This window comes from Alteromonas sp. AWQ4_252 (assembly GCF_056158205.1).
On record NZ_JBSWSV010000001.1, the window covers coordinates 4,116,093 to 4,136,898 of the forward strand.

The 20,806-nt window shown below is 46.4% G+C and carries 18 protein-coding genes; 10 read left to right on the top strand and 8 right to left on the bottom strand.

From position 1 onward, the window contains the following. Positions 1-2: 2 nt before the first annotated feature. Entirely contained in the window at positions 3-1,040 is a 1,038-nt protein-coding gene (locus ACXACM_RS18075; RefSeq protein ID WP_474823491.1) for a type IV pilus twitching motility protein PilT, read from the bottom strand. A gap of 27 nt (positions 1,041-1,067) precedes the next feature. Between ACXACM_RS18075 and ACXACM_RS18080 the strand changes: the two genes are divergently transcribed. The 4 genes from ACXACM_RS18080 to ACXACM_RS18095 are packed head-to-tail and all read left to right on the top strand — an operon-like array spanning position 1,068 to position 3,660. Beyond that, positions 1,068-1,760: a YggS family pyridoxal phosphate-dependent enzyme gene (locus ACXACM_RS18080; protein ID WP_474823492.1), complete on the top strand. Its 693-nt coding sequence runs from the start codon at positions 1,068-1,070 to the stop codon at positions 1,758-1,760. 42 nt (positions 1,761-1,802) lie between these two features. Next, positions 1,803-2,624 (top strand): pyrroline-5-carboxylate reductase, encoded by an 822-nt coding sequence (gene proC, locus ACXACM_RS18085; protein WP_474823493.1) that lies wholly within the window; start codon positions 1,803-1,805, stop codon positions 2,622-2,624. Positions 2,625-2,643: 19 nt separating this feature from the next. After that, positions 2,644-3,189: a YggT family protein gene (locus ACXACM_RS18090; protein WP_474823495.1), complete on the top strand. Its 546-nt coding sequence runs from the start codon at positions 2,644-2,646 to the stop codon at positions 3,187-3,189. Between the two features lie 33 nt (positions 3,190-3,222). Beyond that, positions 3,223-3,660 (top strand): DUF4426 domain-containing protein, encoded by a 438-nt coding sequence (locus tag ACXACM_RS18095; protein WP_474823496.1) that lies wholly within the window; start codon positions 3,223-3,225, stop codon positions 3,658-3,660. A 20-nt stretch (positions 3,661-3,680) separates the two neighbouring features. On the opposite strand, the gene ACXACM_RS18100 is transcribed toward ACXACM_RS18095, so the two are convergent. Next, on the bottom strand, positions 3,681-4,310 hold the full coding sequence (locus tag ACXACM_RS18100) for a glutathione S-transferase family protein (RefSeq protein ID WP_474823497.1): 630 nt from the start codon (positions 4,308-4,310) through the stop codon (positions 3,681-3,683). 146 nt (positions 4,311-4,456) lie between these two features. On the opposite strand from ACXACM_RS18100, the gene ACXACM_RS18105 reads away from it, so the two are divergent. After that, positions 4,457-5,455 carry an NADP-dependent oxidoreductase gene (locus ACXACM_RS18105; RefSeq protein WP_474823498.1) on the top strand — a complete coding sequence of 333 codons (999 nt, stop codon included), beginning with the start codon at positions 4,457-4,459 and terminating at the stop codon, positions 5,453-5,455. A 374-nt stretch (positions 5,456-5,829) separates the two neighbouring features. After that, the gene (locus ACXACM_RS18110; RefSeq protein ID WP_474823499.1) at positions 5,830-7,017 is read left to right on the top strand and encodes a pyridoxal phosphate-dependent aminotransferase; all 1,188 of its coding nucleotides are present in this window, start codon (positions 5,830-5,832) and stop codon (positions 7,015-7,017) included. A 98-nt stretch (positions 7,018-7,115) separates the two neighbouring features. Here the strand turns inward: ACXACM_RS18110 and yaaA are convergent, their stop codons facing one another. Beyond that, on the bottom strand, positions 7,116-7,889 hold the full coding sequence (yaaA, locus tag ACXACM_RS18115; RefSeq protein ID WP_474823500.1) for a peroxide stress protein YaaA: 774 nt from the start codon (positions 7,887-7,889) through the stop codon (positions 7,116-7,118). 247 nt (positions 7,890-8,136) lie between these two features. Here yaaA and tal point away from each other — a divergent pair, with 247 nt between their 5' ends. From tal to ACXACM_RS18130, 3 genes are all read left to right on the top strand, one after another. Continuing rightward, positions 8,137-9,096 carry a transaldolase gene (gene tal, locus ACXACM_RS18120; RefSeq protein ID WP_474823501.1) on the top strand — a complete coding sequence of 320 codons (960 nt, stop codon included), beginning with the start codon at positions 8,137-8,139 and terminating at the stop codon, positions 9,094-9,096. Positions 9,097-9,132: 36 nt separating this feature from the next. Next, entirely contained in the window at positions 9,133-10,782 is a 1,650-nt protein-coding gene (gene pgi / locus ACXACM_RS18125; protein WP_474823503.1) for a glucose-6-phosphate isomerase, read from the top strand. 229 nt (positions 10,783-11,011) lie between these two features. Continuing rightward, positions 11,012-11,188, top strand: a complete 177-nt coding sequence (locus tag ACXACM_RS18130; protein ID WP_474823504.1) for a DUF3545 family protein — start codon at positions 11,012-11,014, stop codon at positions 11,186-11,188. A gap of 76 nt (positions 11,189-11,264) precedes the next feature. Here the strand turns inward: ACXACM_RS18130 and ung are convergent, their stop codons facing one another. The 5 genes from ung to ACXACM_RS18155 form a co-directional block, all read right to left on the bottom strand. Further along, complete coding sequence (gene ung / locus ACXACM_RS18135) at positions 11,265-11,909, bottom strand: uracil-DNA glycosylase (RefSeq protein ID WP_474824408.1); 645 nt, start codon at positions 11,907-11,909, stop codon at positions 11,265-11,267. Further along, positions 11,909-13,195 carry a threonine synthase gene (gene thrC, locus ACXACM_RS18140; RefSeq protein WP_474823505.1) on the bottom strand — a complete coding sequence of 429 codons (1,287 nt, stop codon included), beginning with the start codon at positions 13,193-13,195 and terminating at the stop codon, positions 11,909-11,911. Before thrC ends, ung begins: the two co-directional genes overlap by 1 nt. 10 nt (positions 13,196-13,205) lie before the next feature. After that, on the bottom strand, positions 13,206-14,171 hold the full coding sequence (thrB, locus tag ACXACM_RS18145; RefSeq protein WP_474823507.1) for a homoserine kinase: 966 nt from the start codon (positions 14,169-14,171) through the stop codon (positions 13,206-13,208). Positions 14,172-14,176: 5 nt separating this feature from the next. Further along, positions 14,177-16,642: a bifunctional aspartate kinase/homoserine dehydrogenase I gene (thrA, locus tag ACXACM_RS18150; protein WP_474823508.1), complete on the bottom strand. Its 2,466-nt coding sequence runs from the start codon at positions 16,640-16,642 to the stop codon at positions 14,177-14,179. A gap of 620 nt (positions 16,643-17,262) precedes the next feature. Beyond that, the gene (locus ACXACM_RS18155) at positions 17,263-19,827 is read right to left on the bottom strand and encodes a TonB-dependent receptor plug domain-containing protein (RefSeq protein WP_474823509.1); all 2,565 of its coding nucleotides are present in this window, start codon (positions 19,825-19,827) and stop codon (positions 17,263-17,265) included. A gap of 333 nt (positions 19,828-20,160) precedes the next feature. On the opposite strand from ACXACM_RS18155, the gene ACXACM_RS18160 reads away from it, so the two are divergent. After that, positions 20,161-20,700 carry an NUDIX domain-containing protein gene (locus tag ACXACM_RS18160; RefSeq protein WP_474823511.1) on the top strand — a complete coding sequence of 180 codons (540 nt, stop codon included), beginning with the start codon at positions 20,161-20,163 and terminating at the stop codon, positions 20,698-20,700. Positions 20,701-20,806: the final 106 nt, after the last annotated feature.

The following is a 20,806-nucleotide window of genomic DNA, read 5'->3' on the forward strand; positions in this document are numbered from 1 at the left end:
TCCTACATATGTTTGTTTTTATCGATAGACTTGGCCGCCGCATCTTGCTGGCTTATCACACCGAGTGCGACCATCTTTTGCAGCGCCTGCTCCATGGTCTGCATGCCATGTGCCTGACCGGTTTGTATGACTGAGTACATCTGAGGCACCTTGTCTTCGCGGATAAGGTTTCTGATAGCCGGAATACCCACCATAATTTCATGTGCGGCAACACGTCCGCCACCAATTTTTTTCAACAGCGTTTGTGAAATTACCGCGCGAAGTGACTCGGACAGCATAGAGCGTATCATGGCTTTTTCCTCTGCGGGAAATACATCGATTATCCTGTCGATGGTTTTTGGCGCTGAATTAGTGTGCAGCGTACCAAACACTAAGTGACCGGTTTCAGCGGCTGTCATCGCAAGGCGTATCGTTTCCAGATCTCGCAATTCGCCCACTAACACTACATCCGGGTCTTCCCGCAATGCGGAACGCAGGGCATTAGAGAAACTGTGCGTGTCCCGATGAACTTCCCTTTGATTCAGTACGCTGAGTTTATTGTCGTGTACAAATTCAATGGGATCTTCGATGGTAAGAATGTGGTCCCGCTTTGTATTGTTAATGTGGTCAATCATTGCTGCCAACGTAGTACTTTTCCCTGACCCCGTGGCCCCGGTCACCAACACCAGGCCTGTGGGCTGGTCAATAATACTGCGGAATATTTCTGGTGCTCCTAAGTCTTCCAACGACAATACTTTACTTGGAATAGTTCTGAGCACAGCGGCGGCACCGCGATTTTGAATAAATGCATTTACCCTGAAACGTGACAAATCCTTCACTTCGAAAGAAAAATCCACCTCGAGATTTTCTTCGTATTCCTTGCGCTGTTTATCGTTCATTATCTCGTAAATAAGAGCATGTACTTCTTTGTGATCTAACTCAGGCACATTGAGTCGGCGCATTTCACCATCTACGCGAATAATAGGCGGCAATCCGGCCGATAAGTGTAAATCTGAGGCTTTATTCTTAACACTAAAAGCCAAAAGTTCGGTAATATCCACAACCACTTCTCCAAACACGGGTGACTAATGCAAACAATGGCAGAACGACTGAAATCCGCACACTTGCGAATAGAACAGGCCACTGCCACTTCGCATCGTCCACCAAATTGCGTTCAATTGCTAGCGGTGAGTAAGACAAAACCGGTATCGGATATCACCCAAGCGTATGAAGCCGGACAACGTTTATTTGGTGAAAACTATGTGCAGGAAGGCGTTGAAAAGATACAAACTCTTTCTCACTTAGACGATATCGAATGGCATATGATTGGTCCAATTCAATCAAATAAGACACGTATCGTGGCTGAACATTTTCATTGGGTACAAACGGTTGATCGGGAAAAAATTGCCCGCCGCCTGAACGATCAGCGTCCGGCACATTTGCCGCCTTTAAATGTTTGTATCCAGTTAAATATTGATGGCGAAAGCACTAAGTCCGGAATTCGAGAACAAGAACTGCCCTCGTTAATTGAATCAGTCTCTGGCATGCCAAACTTGCGATTGCGCGGATTGATGGCAATACCAGAACCCTCGAAAGATGCCGTCAAACAGACAGAAACCCTGTGTAAACTGGCAGAATTATTTGCCCAATACCACACAAAGCTGAGCGATTTTGATACCCTGTCCGTAGGAATGAGTGGTGATCTCGAAGACGCCATAGCCCATGGCTCAACCATGGTCAGAATTGGTACAGCCATTTTCGGTAGTCGAAACAATGGCTAACTCATTTATCGGAAATTTTTCCACCAGATTTAAAGGGTTTTCATGCAACAAAAAAAACTAGCTTTCATTGGCGCAGGTAACATGACACGCAGTATTATCAGCGGATTAATTCAATCGGGCTATGACAAATCGCGAATCTTAGCCAGTAACCCGTCTTTACCAAAACTTGAGGCTCTGAGTGAAGAGTTTGGTATTCAGGTGACTCAGTCAAATGACGAAGCCTGCCAGTTTGCTGAAGCCATTGTACTTGCTGTTAAACCACAAATGATGGGTGACATGTTAAGTACGTTGAAAGCCAACAACGAGCTTAAAGGCAAATTGTTTTTATCTATTGCCGCAGGGTTGCCTGTTTCGCGCCTGCAAGCCATGCTCGGAGGCGAATACCCTGTTATCCGCATTATGCCAAACACACCAAGCCTGATTGGCAAGGGAATGTCAGGGTTATATGCCGATGATACTGTCAATCGTGACGATAAAGATTACGCGGATAGCGTTATGGGGGCGGTAGGCGAAACAGTGTGGGTCGACAACGAAGATGGTATTAACGGAGTGATTGCTGCGGCTGGTAGCAGTCCCGCCTATTTTTTCCTTTTTTTACAAGCCATGGAAGAAGAAGCCATTACTATGGGGTTCGACAAATCCATAGCTCGCACAATGGTGCAGCAAGCTATGTTGGGCGCTGCTGAAATGGTTTGTCACAATCCAGAGCTTGAATTAAGTGAGTTGAGGGCCAACGTTACATCTAAAGGTGGTACAACTGCGGCGGCGGTGAATACACTGATCGATGAAGGTCTGCAGGAAACCGTTAGCAAAGCCATGCGAGCAGCCGTCCACAGAGCTGAAGAGATGGCCAAACAGTTTTAATTTACACAGGAAACGTTACATGAACGACGCATCGGTATTTTTAGTCAATACCCTCTTCGATTTATATCTGATGGTAGTGATTTTACGATTGTGGCTACAATTGGTAAGAGCTGATTTTTATAATCCTGCCAGCCAGTTTATTGTTAAAGCCACCCACCCTATTGTCGGTCCGCTGCGTCGGGTCATTCCCTCAATCGGTAACTTTGATACCGCCACACTAGTTTTGGCTATTGCTGTCGCGGCATTAAAATTTGTCACACTTACTCTGCTTTTCGGTTCTGGCACCATTAATCCCGCAGCCATTATCATTTTGGCACTGATCACCGTACTTAAGCAGGCCTTGTCACTGATGTTTTGGATGCTCATCATTCGCGCCATACTGAGCTGGGTGTCTCAAGGACAAAACCCCATCGAATATGTACTGTATCAACTCACCGAGCCATTCCTCGCGCCCATCCGAAAGGTAATTCCTCCAATCGGAGGGCTTGATTTGTCAGTGCTCATTGCCATTATTGCATTGCAGTTTATTCAGATCTTGTTGCAAAACACCTTTGGAATTTACTGAGTCTTTCAACAAGCCTTAGTGGAGGAGAAAACCATGACTTGTCGCAGAGTGAGTGTTAAATGGTTAATGGGCTGCGTGCTCATGCTACTGTGCACAGGCGCATCTGCAGAGCAGATGGAAAAGCTGGGCGAATGGGATGTCCATTACATCGTCGTAAACACGACGTTTTTCACGCCTGAGATAGCAAAAAACTATGGCATCGTGCGAAGTAATTACAATGCCATTGTGAATATTTCGGTTCTCGACAGTCAGACAAAAAAGCCACTAAATACCGCCGTCTCCGGTAGCGCACGGAATCTTTTGGGCACCACTAAGCCACTAGTATTTAAGCGAGTTAAAGAACAGGATGCGATTTATTACATCGCTCCCTTATCTTTCAACGATAGAGAAACATTTCGTTTCTCTATCGACATCCAACAAGGTAATAGTGCGCAAACCCTCAAATTTCAGCAAGAAATGTTTGTTGAGTAAACGACTGAAGCTTTGCCCATTTACTCTGGGAGATGGGCAACTTCATTTTTCCACGCTTTTTCGTAAGCAGGCCTGCTGAGCACCCGCTCTGCATAAGCTGAAATATTGTCAAAAGACCAGGCCATCTGACTACCTTTAGCCCACGCTAAAGTGTGGCCCGCAATAATATCCACCCCGGTAAAAAGGTCCCCTGTAAGAAAAGGCTTATCAGCCAGCATAGCTGAGAAGGTTGCCAAAGCAGTATTGAACTCAAACTCAGCCACACCCTGCATACCTTCTAAACGATACTCAGCTGCCAGTGCAAACTTATGCTTAGCCATATTCCACAAAGGCTGTTCAAGTTCCGTAGTCACAAATGCCATGGCCTCTTCATAGCGCATCCGCGCTTCAGAGCCCAGGACTGGCATAAATTCCTGTTGACCGTGTTTATCCATTAACCAGGTAACAATGGCGGCAGATTCACTCATAGCACCAAATTCTCCGGTCAGCGCAGGAATTTTACCTGCCGGGTTATGTTTCAGGAAAGCCTCAGATTTATGTTCCCCTGCACGCAAATTCACCAAGGCATATTCATAAGGTAATCCCAGCTCTTCCAGAGCCCACGCCACGCGTACTGACCGCGTGCGAGGAAAGCCAAAAAGTGTGTACATACTCAGTCTCCGTTTAACTTTTATCCTGAAGTGCACCATTAGGCACTGGTGTATATCATCGTTTTGTCACTTTCTTACGTATCACTGTTGTATTAGAAAAAAATATCCTCACCTCTTTCTTACAGCAATACTAACACGGAGACAATATGTCCACTTATAAAGAAATTGCCTTAGTAAAACGCCCTGACGACGGAAAGATTGGTCCCCACTTATTTGAAACCCGGGAAAAGACCATCCCATCGGCAAAAGAGGGGCAGATTGTTATCAAACAAACCCATATGTCTCTTGACCCGGCAATGTTGGGATGGATGAGCGATGACAGAGAAAGCTATATACCGCCTGTCGAATTAGGTGATGTTATGCGCTCCAGCGGTGTTGGCGAGGTGGTTGAATCGAAAAACGATGCCTTTGCCGAGGGTGATAAAGTCATGGGTATGACGGGCTGGAGCGAATATGTTGTCAGCGATGGCAGTGGCTTTAACAAGCTGCAGCAGGGCGTAACAGAGGAAATGGCGCTATGTGTGTTTGCCCTGCCCGGCTTAACCGCAACCACTGGCCTGTATAACTTTGGCAAACCCAAAGAAGGCGAAACCCTCATTGTTACCGGTGCCGCAGGTTCAGTGGGTTCCATTGTCGGACAGTTAGCCAAAGCAGACGGCTTGCGTGTCATAGGCGTGGTTGGCAGTGACGACAAAGCCGATTGGATAGTAAATGAACTGGGGTTCGATGGCGCAATTAACTACAAAACAGATGATTTGAAGGAAAAACTAAAAACACTGACGCCTGATCGTATTGATGTCTTTTTCGAGAACACTGGCGGGCCTATCCAGCACCACATTGTGAACCGCATGAATGAGCATGGCCGGATAGTGGTTTGCGGAATGATTGCCGATTACCAGGCGGACAAACCTTCTCCTGGACCAAATTGGATCCCACTCATCAAAAAACGGATCACTATTCAGGGTTTTGCTATGCCGGATCACTGGAATGAAATTCCGCAATTACTCGAAAAACTCACTCCTTACGTGCAACAAGGAAAGATCAAATACCGTGCACATACCATTGAAGGCTTAGACAATGCCTGTGAAGGCTTGAATATGCTGTTTGAAGGAAAGAACACGGGTAAAATGATTTTAAAATTGTAGCGGTATGAGACAGGCCCGATGGGCCTGTCACTGCACTAAGTTACTAATGAAAAGGCACCGTACTCCCTCACACCTAACTTCTGCTTGTGCCTCCTTGTCACTTGCGCGACTCCCCAAAATAGTTCAACGCACTATATCAATGCACGTAAACGGTTAAAAAGAACGAATTGCTCCTCCTATTTTCAGGGCTGATTAGCATTTTATCGCAATAGTTGCGCAAATCATCCCCAAAAAGATACCGGATAACCTGAAGAGAGTTACTTGGAATGCCTGTTGCATCGGTAGGCATTGCACCTGAATCATCGGAAAAATTCAGTTAACAAAAATCCAAAGAATAGCAGCATCACTCAACTGTTCAGGAAAAGAGAGAAATCATGGCAGCAAAACAAACAGAAACTATGTCCACATCAGGTTCATCCAGGCGTAAATGGTTAAAAACTTTTAGTGTAGGTGCAGGCGCTGTTGCCCTTACTGGCTGTTTTGACAATGGCGTTAAAGAACTCCAGGCAGCAGGCATGAAAACTGCCCACTTCCCTTCTGCGACACCGAATGTAAACGACGGACTGGTAAGGCTCTCTTCTAATGAAAACGCTTTTGGACCATCGCCAAAAGCGGTTGAAGCAATGCAAGGAGAACTGTTTAACCTTGCCCGCTATACCGATGCTACTGTAGATGTGCTGAAAGAAAAAATCGCTAAACAGGAAGGGGTATCCGCTGACCAAATCGTAGTGACGAACGGCTCGTCTCCTATCCTTTTTGGCTACGCAGAGTGGATAACCGAAAACGGCAATAAACTGGTTACCTCTATGGCAACCTACGAAGGTATCCCCCGTGGTGCAGAATTTATGGGTGCTGATGTTACATATGTTCCTCTCGACGCAGAAATGGGCTTTGATCTTGACGCCATTGAAGCTGCAGTTACTGACGACACAACGGCTGTGTACATTTGTAACCCCAACAATCCAACAGGAAAGGTCGTCGACCCTGCGAAACTTACCGCTTTTGCTAAACGGGTATCTAAGAAAGCACAGGTATTTATCGACGAAGCTTACATTGAAATGTCAGATGCTTATCCTGCCAATGTCCAGTCTCAGTTGGTAGCAGACGGCCATAACGTTGTAATTTGTCGCACTTTCTCCAAAATTCACGCCATGGCTGGCCAGCGTTTAGGTTACGCAATAATGCCTGCAGACCAAGCCAAGCAATTGGGTAGAAAACTACGTATGGGCGGAGTGAACTATCTAGCACTCGTAGCGGGTATGGCCAGTATGGATGATCACGGCAACCTCGACACCATGCGTAAACGCATTAAGGTAGAAAGGGAAAAGCTTACCGCAGCAGCAGAATCACTCGGTCGTCCTTATGCCAAAAATCCTCAAGGTAACTTCATCTATGTGGATACCGGTATGCCACACGATGTCTTCGCAAAAGAGATGAAAGCAAAGGGGATCAAAGTGGTAGGCCGCACCTGGCCAGGGTTTGATTCCTGGTCTCGCATTAGTGTGGGCACGCCGGAAGAAACTGACGCTTGTGTGACCGCATTGAAAGAGGTGTTAGCGTAATCCCTAGTCAATCCTAGAAAAAGAAGCAGCAAGTTTTAAATTTGCTGCTTCCTTCTGTGAAGCTTGTTTTCTATCACAGCAGATCTAAAGCCTTGGCCTTAAGAATCATCCCGTAAGAATACCAAATCAGTATCAGTACTTTGTTCTTCGGAAAAACGGTAACCCGCACCGTCAAACGCTTTTAACCCGGCAACATCATCTATCTGATTCTGAATGACATGGCGCGCCATCATTCCTCTGGCTTTTTTTGCATAAAAGCTGATCACTTTATACCGCCCGTTTTTCAAGTCTTTAAAGTGAGGCGTCACCACCATTGCATCAAGAGATTTGGTCTTCACCGACTTAAAGTATTCATTGGAAGCAAGGTTCACTAACACATTGTCACCTTGCGCTTGCAGGGCTTTATTCAGGGTCAACGTAATATCGTCCCCCCAATATTCGTAGAGGTTCTTGCCTTTACTGTTATCGAGCTTCGTGCCCATTTCCAACCGATATGGCTGCATCAAATCCAGAGGGCGCAGAAGTCCGTATAGACCTGATAGAATACGCAGGTGACGCTGAGAATACGCTAACTCATCTTCATTCAGTGAATAGGCATCTAACCCCGAATAAACGTCGCCGTTGAACGCAAAAATGGCCTGACGTGCGTTTTCTGGTGTAAATGGCGTAGAAAAAGAGTCAAACCGGTTAGCATTCAAGGTAGCTAACTTGTCACTGATCTTCATCAGCGATGAAAGGTCTGCAGGCGTTAATTTCTTGCACCGCTGAGCCAATGTTTCGGCAGCATCAAGTAAATCTGGCTGAGTAAACGTGTCTACCGGCGTTTCAGTGTCAAAATCCAAATTTTTAGCCGGTGATACCACCACAATCATAAAGGGTTCCTCTGCATTTAAAATATTACGTTTATCCCCATAAGTAGGATAAAATCTCGTATAGCGGTGTTATTTATACCGCCAGTCTGTTATAAAATTACCAAAATCGATCTGGTTTAATCGACTGGACATACTAACCCTACATTGTGGTTTAGTTGAAAAACACAACCATCAATATCTGACAGCTCACAACAACACTGTTTCGTGGGCTTTTCGTTTAATTAGGTCACCTATTTAGAGAGAGACGATGAGCAATCAATTAGACGCTTTGCGCGAATTAACTACCGTCGTAGCCGACACAGGCGATATCCAAGCCATAAAAACGTATCAGCCTGTAGATGCAACTACTAATCCGTCATTACTCTTAAAAGCCGCGGGCATTCCCGAATACGCCGGTTATATTGATGATGCCGTCGCGTGGGCAAAATTACAGTCTCAAGACCCCGCTCAACAACTTATTGATGCCTCTGACAAACTAGCGGTAACAATCGGCAAAGAAATATCGGCCCTTATTCCTGGCCGCATCTCTACAGAAGTTGACGCCCGCTTGTCTTTTGACACAGAAGCCACCATCGCAAAAGCCGAGCGCCTGGTGGAGTTATACAATGATGAAGACATCGACAAGTCGCGTATTTTAATCAAAATTGCTTCTACATGGGAAGGCATTAAAGCAGCAGAAATTTTGGAACAGCGCGGCATACAATGTAACCTGACGTTATTGTTCAGTTTTGCTCAGGCACGGGCCTGTGCAGAAGCCGGTGTATACCTGATCTCCCCTTTCGTTGGCCGTATTCTCGATTGGTACAAAGCCAATACAGACAAAAAAGAATACACTGCTGATGAAGATCCTGGTGTTATCTCAGTTACGCAAATCTACAACTACTACAAAGAACACGGTTATGACACAGTAGTTATGGGAGCGAGCTTCCGCAATATTGGTGAAATTCAAGCACTGGCGGGCTGTGACAGGCTCACTATCAGCCCTCAGTTGTTAGAAGAGCTTAAAAATACAACAGATCCGTTGCCAGTTAAGCTTCAGGATAAAGGCGCCACTGCGACTCCTGGTGCGAAGCTCGATGAAGTAGCTTTCCGTTGGGACATGAACGAAGACGCCATGGCGACACAAAAACTGGCCGAAGGTATTCGCAACTTTGCAGCCGACCAAGAAAAACTTGAAGTAATGCTTAAAGAGAAACTGGGTCACTAAGATACCCGTTTATTTACACGTAACACTGGAAAGCTTATGACTGATTTAACACACCAGCCTGCTTGGGCGACATTAAACGCCCTGGCGTCTGAAATCAAAAATACACATATGCGCGATTGGTTTGCAGCCGATCCCAGCCGAGCAGAAAAAATGCAGGCCGAAGCCTGTGGCCTGTTTGTCGATTACTCAAAGAACAGAGTTACCGACGATGTCATGACAGCGTTGTTTGACCTTGCAAAAGCGCAGGGCGTGGAAAGCCACCGCGAAGCAATGTTTGGTGGAAAAGCCATAAATGCCACCGAAAATCGTGCAGTACTGCATACTGCGCTGCGCAACTTCAGTGGCGACCCTGTCATGGTAGACGGCGAAGACGTTATGCCTGAAGTACTCGCCACCCTCGACAAAATCGAAGCCTTTACCAGGTCTGTACACTCTGGCGAGCACAAAGGTTACACCGGGAAGTCAGTGAAACAGATTGTTGCTATCGGCATTGGTGGCTCTTTCCTGGGCCCGAAAATAATGACCGAAGCGCTCAAGCCGCACACTCATAAAGCCGTTAAGGTCCACTTTGTGGCAAATGTCGATGGGTGTCATATCCACGATGTTCTGGCCTCAGTAGATCACGAAGAAACCCTGGTAGTTATGTCTTCAAAATCATTTTCTACCCAGGAAACACTGCAAAACACCCTTACTGCTAAGGCCTGGTTCCTGGAGCAAGGTGGCAAGCAGGAAGATATCGCCAAACACTTTGTTGCCGTATCATCGAATGTGAAAGCAGCAACTGAGTTTGGTATTGCGAAAGAAAATATCTTCCCAATGTGGGATTGGGTTGGCGGCCGTTATTCCTTATGGTCAGCCATTGGCTTGCCAATTTCACTTGCTCTTGGCTTTGAGAACTTTAAAGGCTTACTGGAAGGCGCACATGAAATGGACAAGCATTTCAAAGATGCACCTTTTGAGAGCAACCTGCCCGTCATTCTTGCTGTTTTAGGCGTTTGGTATCGCAATTTCTTCGATGCGCAGTCCCATGTCATGTTGCCGTACTACCACTACTTAAGAGGTCTGCCTGCTTACGTACAACAGTTGGACATGGAGAGTAACGGTAAGCAGGTCACTCAGGACGGCAACGTTGTTGACTGGCAAACCGGCCCCATCATCTGGGGAAGTGAAGGCACGAATGGTCAGCATTCTTTCCACCAGTTAATTCACCAGGGTACAACCATTATTCCCGCGGATTTTATGTTACCGCTCAACGTACCTAATCAAAACGATACCCATCATGCCATGTTGGCTTCAAATTGTTTCGGGCAAACTCAGGCTCTGATGCAAGGTAAAACTTTTGATGAATGCTATGCAGACCTCGAAGGTAAGGGTTTAGAGGAAGTAACTCGCAAGGCATTGGCACAACATAAAACCATGCCTGGTAACAAGCCTAGCAATACTATTTTGTTCGATTCGCTAACACCGCAAACTCTTGGCGCGTTGGTTGCAATGTATGAACATAAGGTCTTTGTCCAGGGCGTTATCTGGCAGGTTAATTCCTTTGACCAATGGGGTGTAGAACTTGGAAAAGTACTTGGAAACCAGGTGCTTGACGGGATTCAAGGAAAAGCAGAGAGCGAATCGTTCGACGCTTCCACACAACACCTGATTAGTCGCTTCAGAAACGCCAATGCACCAAGTTAAGGAAGAGAGGTTGCCTTAGCAGCCAAAACGGTGCATCTGACAACGGCCAGTTTTTACTGGCCGTTTTTATATGGACAAAACCACAGCGTGTCATACAACTGTCACAAATTGTTAATGAAAAGTAAATTTTACTATTCTATTCTTGTGGCGGCTGTGATACAAAAGAGCCTGAAGGATGAAAAACATTCAATTCTGGCACTGAGTAAAGTGGTAATAGAAGGAGATCCTAGTGGATAAGTCAGATCTGTTTGCGATGTTAAATATTGAAGAAACTCCGGCAAAAACGAAAAGTAAAAAGAGAAAATGGAGAGAAATAGAAGCCCTTCAAGACCGCTTCAAATTAGAAAAAGAACTAGCTGAAATTGATTGCGGTTTCGAGTACGAACTAGAATCAATGGAAAGATAAAACACAAACGGCCGTCTGATTTCAGACGGCCGTTTTGTTTATTTGTCTGCTAACAACCTTTTGTTCTGGTGGTTCACTACCAGTTAATTGGGGTTTTGTTGCGCGACTGCAGCCAGTGGTTTGTCTGGCTAAAGTGTTGACAGCCAAAAAAACCACGATGGGCAGATAACGGTGACGGATGTGGCGCACTTAATACTAGGTGCCGCTGCGTATCTATATTCGCACCTTTTTTCTGGGCGTGACTGCCCCAAAGCAGAAACACCACATTATCAGTGTAGGTGTTGATTGCCTGTATCACTGCGTCAGTAAAGCGTTCCCAGCCGAACTTGGCGTGACTGTGTGCTTTTCCCTGCTCTACCGTCAAAACCGTATTTAACAGCAACACTCCCTGACGAGCCCAATGGGTCAAATCGCCATTGTCTGGCGTACAAAAACCCGGAATATCATTGTTCAATTCTTTATAGATATTTCGAAGAGAAGGTGGAATTTTTACGTTTTGCTGAACTGAAAACGCTAACCCGTGTGCCTGGTTCGGCCCGTGGTAAGGGTCTTGCCCCAAAATCACCACCTTCACTTCATTCAGCGGGGTGAGAGAAAAAGCATTGAAGACAAGATCGGAAGAAGGGTACACCACACTTTGACGTCGCGCCTGTGCCACCTTTTCCTGTAAAGTCAGAAAATACGGCTGGGCCTTTTCAGCGCCCAGCACATCTTCCCACATCACTTCTTTAGTACTGAGAACATATGCGCTTTAAGCGCGTCGTAGCTTGCTGGGAGGGTAACCGCCTGACTTTCTTTACTAGAGCAGTCCACCAGAGGTTGTGGCAGGCTTAACGGCTGACCTAACACGTTTTCTACGGTTTCACGGAATTTCGCAGGATGTGCAGTTCCTAAGAACAAGCCGTATTCTCCTTCAGCAAGGTCATGACTCACAGCCCGATAAGCGATAGCAGCATGAGGCTCACTGGTATACCCTTGTTGCGCAAGTTGCTTCATGGCCATTTGCGTATACTCTTCATCTACACACTCACCGCGTAGGCATGACTTATCGAGATAACCTCTCTCAATCAAAGCCTCTATTCGTGGCCAGTTATTCGGTTGACTCACATCCATCGCATTCGACATAGTCGCAACCGTTTTATTAGGTGCCCACTCACCGGTCTTTAAATAACGTGGAACCGTGTCATTTAGGTTTGTCGCCGCCACAAAGCGTTTGATAGGTAAGCCCATAGCTTTGGCGATCATACCAGCTGTGAGGTTACCGAAATTGCCGCTAGGAACTGAAATCACCAGCTCTTTGCGTTGTTCATCACTAAGTTGGCTTACTGCTTCAAAGTAATAGCACACCTGGGCGAGCAAACGGCTAATATTGATAGAGTTCGCTGAGTTAAGGTGCAGCCCTTCCCGTACGTCGGCATCGTCAAACGCCTGCTTTACCATGGCCTGACACGCGTCAAAATCACTTTCGATAGCAACCGTGTGAATGTTATCACCCAGTGTAGTAAACAGCTTTTCCTGCAACTGGCTTATTTTGCCTTTGGGGAACAAAATAACCACGTTGATATTCTCTATACCATGAAAAGCGTGAGCAACGGCAGCTCCGGTATCACCAGAGGTAGCAGTAAGGATTGTGATGGGCTCGCCATTGCTTATACGTGATAAACATTGAGCCATGAAGCGCCCGCCAAAGTCCTTAAAAGCTAACGTAGGGCCGTGAAATAATTCCAGTGTTGCCACGTCGTCATTCACGCTCACTACCGGTGCGGGAAAGGTAAATGCGTCTTTGACAATACTTTCCAGTGTACCTTCACCCAGCTCATCGCCAATCAGCGTTTTAAGAACGTGAATGCTGCGCTCAACGAAAGGCATCGCCAGTACGTCGTCAATATTCTCTAATGCAGGTACATTAGTAGGAAAATACAGGCCTTGTTCTTTACCCAGGCCACGCTTTACAGCGTCGGAAAACGACGCAGTGTCCGATGATACTTTTAAATTAACTAATTCCACTTCACTTACCTTATTCTTTCACTTGCTGGGCAACCACACCACTGTGGGGTATGCGACAAACGTGGCTAAAGCCATCTTCATTCTGTACGTAATTGCGTTGTAACCACTGTCGAATCGACTCTGCTTTTTGGGCATCATCACACACAGCAAAAACCGTTGGACCAGAACCTGAAATACCAAAGGCCAGCCCTCCACTTGACATACAGTGTGTTCTGGCGTCGTCGAACCCGGGTAGCAATGCTTTTCGATAGGGTTCTGCAATAACATCGTGCATAACACTGGCAGCAAGTTTGTGATCGCCGCTGTGTAGTGCATGGGTAAACACGCCAAGCTGGCGACCAAAGGTGAGCGCATTTGCCATTTCTACTTTTTCAGGCAGAGCGTCTCTTGCCGCGGCAGTGGAAACACTGATACCAGAATAGCATATTACCCAGTACCAGCTATCGACAACAGGAAGCTGCACAGCAACCTGCTCATCCTGGCCAGTCATCAACGTCATACCACCAAAATAACAGGGCGCGACATTATCGTAATGAATACTACCGCTGATTTGCCCTTCCATTTCACCCATCATCAATAGCATGGTGTTGCTATCGAAAGGTTCATCAAAGTGAATATTCAATGCGTGTAATGCGGCAACAATTGAGCTGGCACTCGACCCGAGACCGCTACCAATTGGCAGATTTTTGTGTAGCGTCATGGCAACGTGACGGGTGGGTTTACCCGCTTTTACCAGTGCTTCCAAGAAATGAGCGTAACACAGAGTGACAATATTATTGTCTGTGCCTTCTGGCAGTTTGTGTGCAAATGCGCCGGTAGTACTGAGGGAAAACGTGTCTGCGTCTTTCACCTCAACCACATCACCAAACTCACTGCCATCAACGGGTACCAGGGCTGCCCCTAGTACATCGAAGCCCAAACTGACATTGCCAATTGAAACCGGTGCAAAAACCCGGGTAGTACTATTACTGCTCATCAATCTTATCCCGCCATTTGCTTCCAGGGCATAGTGCGCAGAATGTCTGCAAAGACACCTGCTGCGGTTACTGTTCCACCAGCACCATAACCACGAATTACATAAGGTATAGGCTGGTAATAATCACTGCTAATTGCCAGGGCATTCTCACCGTCTTTAACAGCCGCCAACGGATGATTTACTGGCACGGCCTGAATAGTGACTTTACACTTATCACCTTCAATGCTGCCGATGTATCGCAGAACGCTATTATTGGCTTGTGCCGCTTTCACTCGCTCCCCGAAAGCGTCATCTATGCTGGGTAATTGTTGCATAAACTCATCAATAGAGGCGTCTTTAGCAAAACCTTCAGGCAGTACAGATTCAATTTCGATATCGGACAATTCCAACGACAGCCCCGCTTCACGAGCCATAATAAGCAGTTTGCGGGCTACGTCCATACCACTTAAGTCATCTCTGGGGTCGGGCTCAGTGTAGCCATTTTCCTTGGCGGCAGACGTCGCTTCAGACAAGCTCATGCCTTCTTCCAACTTACCAAACACATAAGACAAACTGCCAGACAGTATACCCTCGAACTGATGCAATACGTCACCAGCTGCAAACAGCTTCTGTAAATTATCAATAACAGGCAGTCCGGCACCTACTGTTGTCTCGTATAAATACTGACGATTAGTACTTTGCGTGGTTTTGCGCAATCTACGATAATACGCCATGGTATCTGTGTTGGCTTTTTTGTTCGGCGTCACCACGTGGAAGCCCTCTTCCATCATATCGACGTACTGAGAGGCAACTGATTCATGACTGGTACAATCCACGATAACCGGGTTAACCAGGCTGTTGTCATTTACAAAGGATTTCAGCCGCGAGAGAGTAAACACATCAGACGATTCTTGAAGTGATGCTTTCCAATCGCCGCCCACATCAATGCCTTTTGGATCAAGCAGCAACTTACGACTGTTAGCTATTCCATACACCCGCAACTGAATGTTGCGCTTGAGCAAGGTAGGCTGCTGTCGGGCGATTTGGCTGAGCAATTCGGTGCCCACATTACCACACCCCACTAAAAATACGTCAATGGTATGGCGATCTGAGAAGAAGTTCTGGTGAATTACCTTTACGGCCTTCTTCGCTTTTTTCGCTTCAATAACTGTAGAGATCGAACGCTCTGATGACCCCTGTGCAATCGCCACATTATTTACTCGCGCCTGTGCCAAAGAAGCAAAGAAACGCGCTGCAAGCCCTTTGGTGTGACGCATACCGTCTCCAACAAGGGTGACAATAGCTAAATCGGAACGCACTTCTATTTGGTCCAGCAACTGATTTTGCAATTCCAAGGCGAAGGCGTCCTCTAACAGTGCCTGAGCGCGAGCCGAATCTTTTTCCTGAATACAAAAGCTGATGCTGTACTCTGAGCTTGATTGAGTGATTAGGCTGATAGAAATGTTGGCATTACTCATCACCTCAAATACCCGGCTTGCCATTCCAACCATGCCTTTCAAACCCGGCCCTGCCACGTTGAACATGGTGATATTGTCGAGTTGAGAGATCCCCTTAACCGATGTCCATTTTTCACTTGCCTCGTTGCTTATCAGTGTACCCGGCGCGGCAGGATTCAGCGTATTGCGAATTAAACAGGGAATGTGATGCTGTGCGATGGGGCCGATAGTTTTTGGATGCAACACTTTAGCACCGAAATAAGACAACTCCATGGCTTCCTGATAAGTGAGCTTGTCTAACAGTACTGCACCTTCAACCTGGTTGGGATCGGCGTTGTAGACACCATCAACATCCGTCCAAATCTCACAACACTCAGCTTCAATACAGGCAGCAAGAATTGCGGCAGAATAATCAGAGCCATTACGCCCTAAGGTAACTTTTTCACCTTCTTCATTAACGGCAACAAAGCCCGGCATGATAAGAAATACAGAACCGTCATTTGTCACATCACTAAAGCGTGCTTTGCTCATGGCCACGTCGGCAATGGAGTCGAGATAATCGCCGTGGGCTAATACATAATCCACAGGGTCGATAACCTGATTGGTGATGCCCTTGGTGTCCAGAATAGCGCTGAATAAAGTCACGCTAATGTATTCACCAATACTCAGGATACTTGCAGCTACTGAATCCGGGGCAGTACCTAACAATTTTATGCCTTCCAGTTGCTGTTTCAGTGCAGACAATCGGGTAGAGATAAACGAAGAAACACTATCGAAGGCAAAATTATCTAAGGTGGCGTTTAGCTCTTTAGCGATGCCATTGACCAATTCATCAAGCTTGTTAAATAAGGGTTGGAAATCTTCTCCCGCTGCCGCTTGCTCACACAGAAGCGACAATGCATTGGTCACTCCCTTTGGCGCGGAGAGCACTACGGCCGCGCCATCGGTTTGGTGGGTGGTCATGCTAATCTCGGTCACGCGCAGATAACGGGGGGCGTCGGCCAGAGAAGATCCACCAAACTTTAAGACTTTCATGTAATGCTCCTTTCGGTTTTATTTTTGCTACATCTGCAGAAATTTGCGTAAAAAAAAACCCGCTCTTTGTCAGGGCGGGCTTTCGATGTCTGATTGCATATTGCGCACTAGCCAGCGACCGCCCTCAAAGAGGTGGTAATAATCATCGTGCTGGTAGTGCGAATCATTTTGCTCATGAACGTAATTTGCCGTATAGACGTCTATATGTCAACCAGCAAACCCGTTATTTTCTGAACAAGTCTTAAATACTTGCTTCAATTATCTATACAAAATGGCTTCCGCGACCCGGCAGGCTAGTTACATAGAATAGCCATACCTGTGGCAACGATGTTTTTTTCACTGTCGTGGCACTGCTTTGCCAATGTATCTATTACATCATGGCAAGCTTAACCTATTGATTTATTAATTATTTTTATTTTTACTTTTTTTCAGGGTGCATATTAGCACATCTTCACATTTTTTGATCTGAAATTTACTCTGGCTATACGCGTTCTCCCCGCACAGTTTCTATTCAGAGGGGTAAACAAAACGTTAGCAATTTACCACAATGATACGGGTATTTTCATCCACATAAAAAACGGAGCACAAGGCTCCGTTTCTACGCTCAGTTGTATAATCGATCAGAAAGCGTAACTCACTTTACCGTATACGTAACGTCCGGTGAAACCAAAGGCAGAAAAACCAGAGTACGGGAAGATGTTCGAGAACGTTGTCACTTCATCCACGTTATAACGGGTTGCTTCCGGGTACACATCAAACAAGTTGTTTGCACCTACTGATACACTCAATCCTTCGGTAAGGGCGATACGAACATCCAAATCAGTCACCCACTCTGAAGGGATGATTTCATTTCGAGCTTCAACGGATGAAGGATCTTCCACTTCACCGTAACGGGTTGTGCGCAGCGTAGTAGTAAAGCGGTCATAATTCCAGGTAACACCAAGGTTCAACTTGCTGTCTGGTGAACTGGTTTCAAACCTGCGTAATTCTACATCATTGAACAAATTACTTTGGTCAAACCCTGCACCTTGCAAAACTTCCGGAGCATCGAGAATATCTGTCACTTCATTGTCGTTGAAGTTGATACCAGCATTGAAATTAAACGCTCCCCATTCATTGGTATTCAATGTATACGTGGACACAATGTCTACCCCTTCTGTACGGGAATTAATGGCGTTTAAGAAAAAGCGCGCCCGGTTAGCCCCCGTGCCTGCCAGCAAGGCTTCAATGGCATCGCCGGAAAGGTTGTTTGACAACACAATTCGATCATCGATGTCGATGCGATAGAAATCCACGGTGAGATTAAAATCAGCATTGGGTGAAAAGGTGAAGCCAGCACTGTAGTTCTCAGACTCTTCCGCATCCAGCCCTGGACTACCCAGTGCCTGAGCCACATCACTTGAAGGCGCAAACGTGCCAGTTTCAGTGGGTACGCCATCTACAAATACAGTTGCAATAGACGTAAAGTATTGCTGCTGCAGCGAGGGAGCACGGAAACCGGTAGATACCGATGCTCTCAGTGCGAAGGTGTCGGTTACCGTTACCCGGTGGGACATTTTCCAGTTAAAGGTGCTGCCAAAATCAGAGTAATCTTCGTAACGACCCGCTACCGCTACGTTCCAGTTTTCAATGACATCCGCTTCTACATCCACGTAAAAGCTGTAGTTATGACGACTGTTATCTCCTGCTGACTCCGGTGTGAATCCAGGAAAAACCTGGGAGCCCGCTGCACCAAATGGCCCATTTACCGGGTCTGTAACTTCGCCACCCGGACCAAAATTGCCGCGAATGTATGACCCTTCTTCGCCGGCGGTAATGTCATAACTCTCATGACGATATTCAGCGCCCATTGCAAAGTTCATTTCACTGTAGAAAAACTGAGTATCCACCAATCTTGAGGCATCGGCATTCACGATAGTCGTTGTGTATTCAAGTGCGCCAGCATCAAACTGAGTTGGACTTGTCGGGCCTAATGAAGTGTTAAGTGTGTTAACTACGCTGTATTCGAGCTCGTTACTGCCACGGGTAACGGACAGATCGTAATTCCAGACGTCACCATAACCTTTTATACCCGCCAACAATGATGTGTCGGTAATATCTGTCTGAATTGACGGTAGAAAACCGTCTGGATAAATCGCCAATACATTTCGTGAATCCTGGGCCCGACGATAAAAACCGCCACCGAGAGAATCTCGCTGACTAAAACCAGCTGTGCTGTAAAACTCGATGTCGTCGTTAATCGCTTTACCTGCGTTTACAAACACTGCGTAATCTTCTACTTCACCATTGCCGTACACGTGGTTATAACGATTTACAGTAAGCTCACGAGCATCCAAATCGCCATTTTCGTCTCTGGCGTAGTTTTCTCTTGGGTCATAGTCGGCCCGGTTGGCTTGCCCGCGGTCACGATATTCAGCTGACACATTCACAAACCCATCTGCTCCCCACTCGAAGCCTATATTGCCGCGAAGCGTTGCTGTCTGGCCATCAGTAACAGAGCGATCTGACCCTGTGGTAAAGGCCAGATTGCCATCATCACCAACACTCACATTTTCCAGATCAGGCACGCCATCCATTGTGGTGACGTTTGCGCCGTACGTTGCAGACACATCACCGCCCTCGCTGGCGTCTTTAAGCACAATATTTATAACACCGGCTATCGCATCTGAACCGTATTGCGCGGCTGCGCCGTCTCGCAGAACTTCAATGCGCTTGATGGCATTAGCAGGAATGGCGTTCAAATCAACAGCGGACGAACCACGCCCTACTGAGCCATTAAGATTCAGCAGTGCACTGGTGTGGCGGCGCTTGCCATTTACTAATACCAGTGTGTGGTCGGGTGCGAGGCCGCGTAATTGCGCTGGTCTCACGTGATCAGTACCATCTGTGATAGATGGCTGAGGAAAGTTAAAACTGGGTAACAGGCTGTTTAAAATCATATTTGTTTCAGTAAGGCCTGTCGCTTCTATTGAAGAAGCATCGATTATATCAATGGGTACCGGAGAGTCATTTACTGTCCTTCCGACGCGGCGCGAGCCCACTACCTGAATTTTTTCCAGGTCTTCATCTGCAATTTCCTCCTGCGCAAGAGTGCTGGTAGAGAGCAGAGAAAGCGGCGCGCCGATAAGGGCTGCGGCAATTAGTGAAAGTGTAAATGCCGGTTTGGAGTTTTTTTCCTGATGCATAGTTGTGTTCCCGATCTAAGTGCTTTTTGAAAGAGTTACAAGGTGTAACCCAATAATGGTTCATCTTTGTCTGTTACAGGGCACAGCAAAAGCCGGTGAATCTGATTAGATGTATTATTATTGTGAAAGGGCCCGCATACTGCTGGCGGACGAAGTAAATCATAGATAGATAGCCGTCTACAAGTCTAAAACTATAATAAAGCTTTTCGGACCATTTGGTCAGATGAGCAGACCTATTAAAATAGTTAACTCATGGGTAATTCGTATCTTTATTACCCAACTTCTTGTTAAATTAGCTATGAGTGCCACACCAACTCAAGTACGGAGGCAAATATGTCGGAAATTAAAACACTCAGCAGCAAAGTTGTTTACGAAAATAAATGGATGCGGATCAGGGAGGACGCCATCGAAAGAGAAAGTGGACAACAAGGTTTGTACAGTGTGATGGAAAAGCCCGATTTCACTGTAGTCATTCCCGTTCATGACGACCACGTTTGTATGGTGGAGCAGTATCGATACCCTGTGGAGAAGCGACAATTAGAATTTCCGCAAGGAACGTGGGAAACAGAAAGTGACATCGACCCCCGGGCCCTCGCCGCTGGAGAACTGCAAGAGGAAACCGGACTCGTTGCCAAGCATTTAGAATGTATTGGTTATCAGTACCTCGCCTACGGCTTTTGCAATCAGGGTTATCACATTTGGGTAGCCAGGGTTCTGACACTGACAGAGCAAAACTTAGACCCGGAAGAAGAAGGCCTGACTTGTCATCGCATTAGCCTGAAACAATTAGACGACATGATCAAGGGCGGGGAAATTCAGGATGCCACCACTTGTAACGCGCTTGGGCTAGCGAGATTAAAAGGTTTTTTATAATACTAACTTACTCCGTTATTTTCTGCCTGCGAGTCAATACCCGGCAATTGGTTACGAAATGCGTTATGGATGCAGGTAATAGAGAACATTCATACGAATGAACAGT

What these genes read in the sequence shown, in the direction of transcription:
- ACXACM_RS18110 (WP_474823499.1), top strand. Translation starts at nt 5,830, where the DNA reads ATGGCAGCAAAACAAACAGAAACTATGTCCACATCAGGTTCATCCAGG.
- ACXACM_RS18155 (WP_474823509.1), bottom strand. Translation starts at nt 19,827, where the DNA reads ATGCATCAGGAAAAAAACTCCAAACCGGCATTTACACTTTCACTAATT.
- proC (WP_474823493.1), top strand. Translation starts at nt 1,803, where the DNA reads ATGCAACAAAAAAAACTAGCTTTCATTGGCGCAGGTAACATGACACGC.
- pgi (WP_474823503.1), top strand. Translation starts at nt 9,133, where the DNA reads ATGACTGATTTAACACACCAGCCTGCTTGGGCGACATTAAACGCCCTG.
- ACXACM_RS18160 (WP_474823511.1), top strand. Translation starts at nt 20,161, where the DNA reads ATGTCGGAAATTAAAACACTCAGCAGCAAAGTTGTTTACGAAAATAAA.
- thrB (WP_474823507.1), bottom strand. Translation starts at nt 14,171, where the DNA reads ATGAGCAGTAATAGTACTACCCGGGTTTTTGCACCGGTTTCAATTGGC.
- yaaA (WP_474823500.1), bottom strand. Translation starts at nt 7,889, where the DNA reads ATGATTGTGGTGGTATCACCGGCTAAAAATTTGGATTTTGACACTGAA.
- ACXACM_RS18105 (WP_474823498.1), top strand. Translation starts at nt 4,457, where the DNA reads ATGTCCACTTATAAAGAAATTGCCTTAGTAAAACGCCCTGACGACGGA.
- ung (WP_474824408.1), bottom strand. Translation starts at nt 11,909, where the DNA reads ATGTGGGAAGATGTGCTGGGCGCTGAAAAGGCCCAGCCGTATTTTCTG.
- ACXACM_RS18100 (WP_474823497.1), bottom strand. Translation starts at nt 4,310, where the DNA reads ATGTACACACTTTTTGGCTTTCCTCGCACGCGGTCAGTACGCGTGGCG.
- ACXACM_RS18090 (WP_474823495.1), top strand. Translation starts at nt 2,644, where the DNA reads ATGAACGACGCATCGGTATTTTTAGTCAATACCCTCTTCGATTTATAT.
- tal (WP_474823501.1), top strand. Translation starts at nt 8,137, where the DNA reads ATGAGCAATCAATTAGACGCTTTGCGCGAATTAACTACCGTCGTAGCC.
- ACXACM_RS18080 (WP_474823492.1), top strand. Translation starts at nt 1,068, where the DNA reads ATGCAAACAATGGCAGAACGACTGAAATCCGCACACTTGCGAATAGAA.
- ACXACM_RS18095 (WP_474823496.1), top strand. Translation starts at nt 3,223, where the DNA reads ATGACTTGTCGCAGAGTGAGTGTTAAATGGTTAATGGGCTGCGTGCTC.
- thrA (WP_474823508.1), bottom strand. Translation starts at nt 16,642, where the DNA reads ATGAAAGTCTTAAAGTTTGGTGGATCTTCTCTGGCCGACGCCCCCCGT.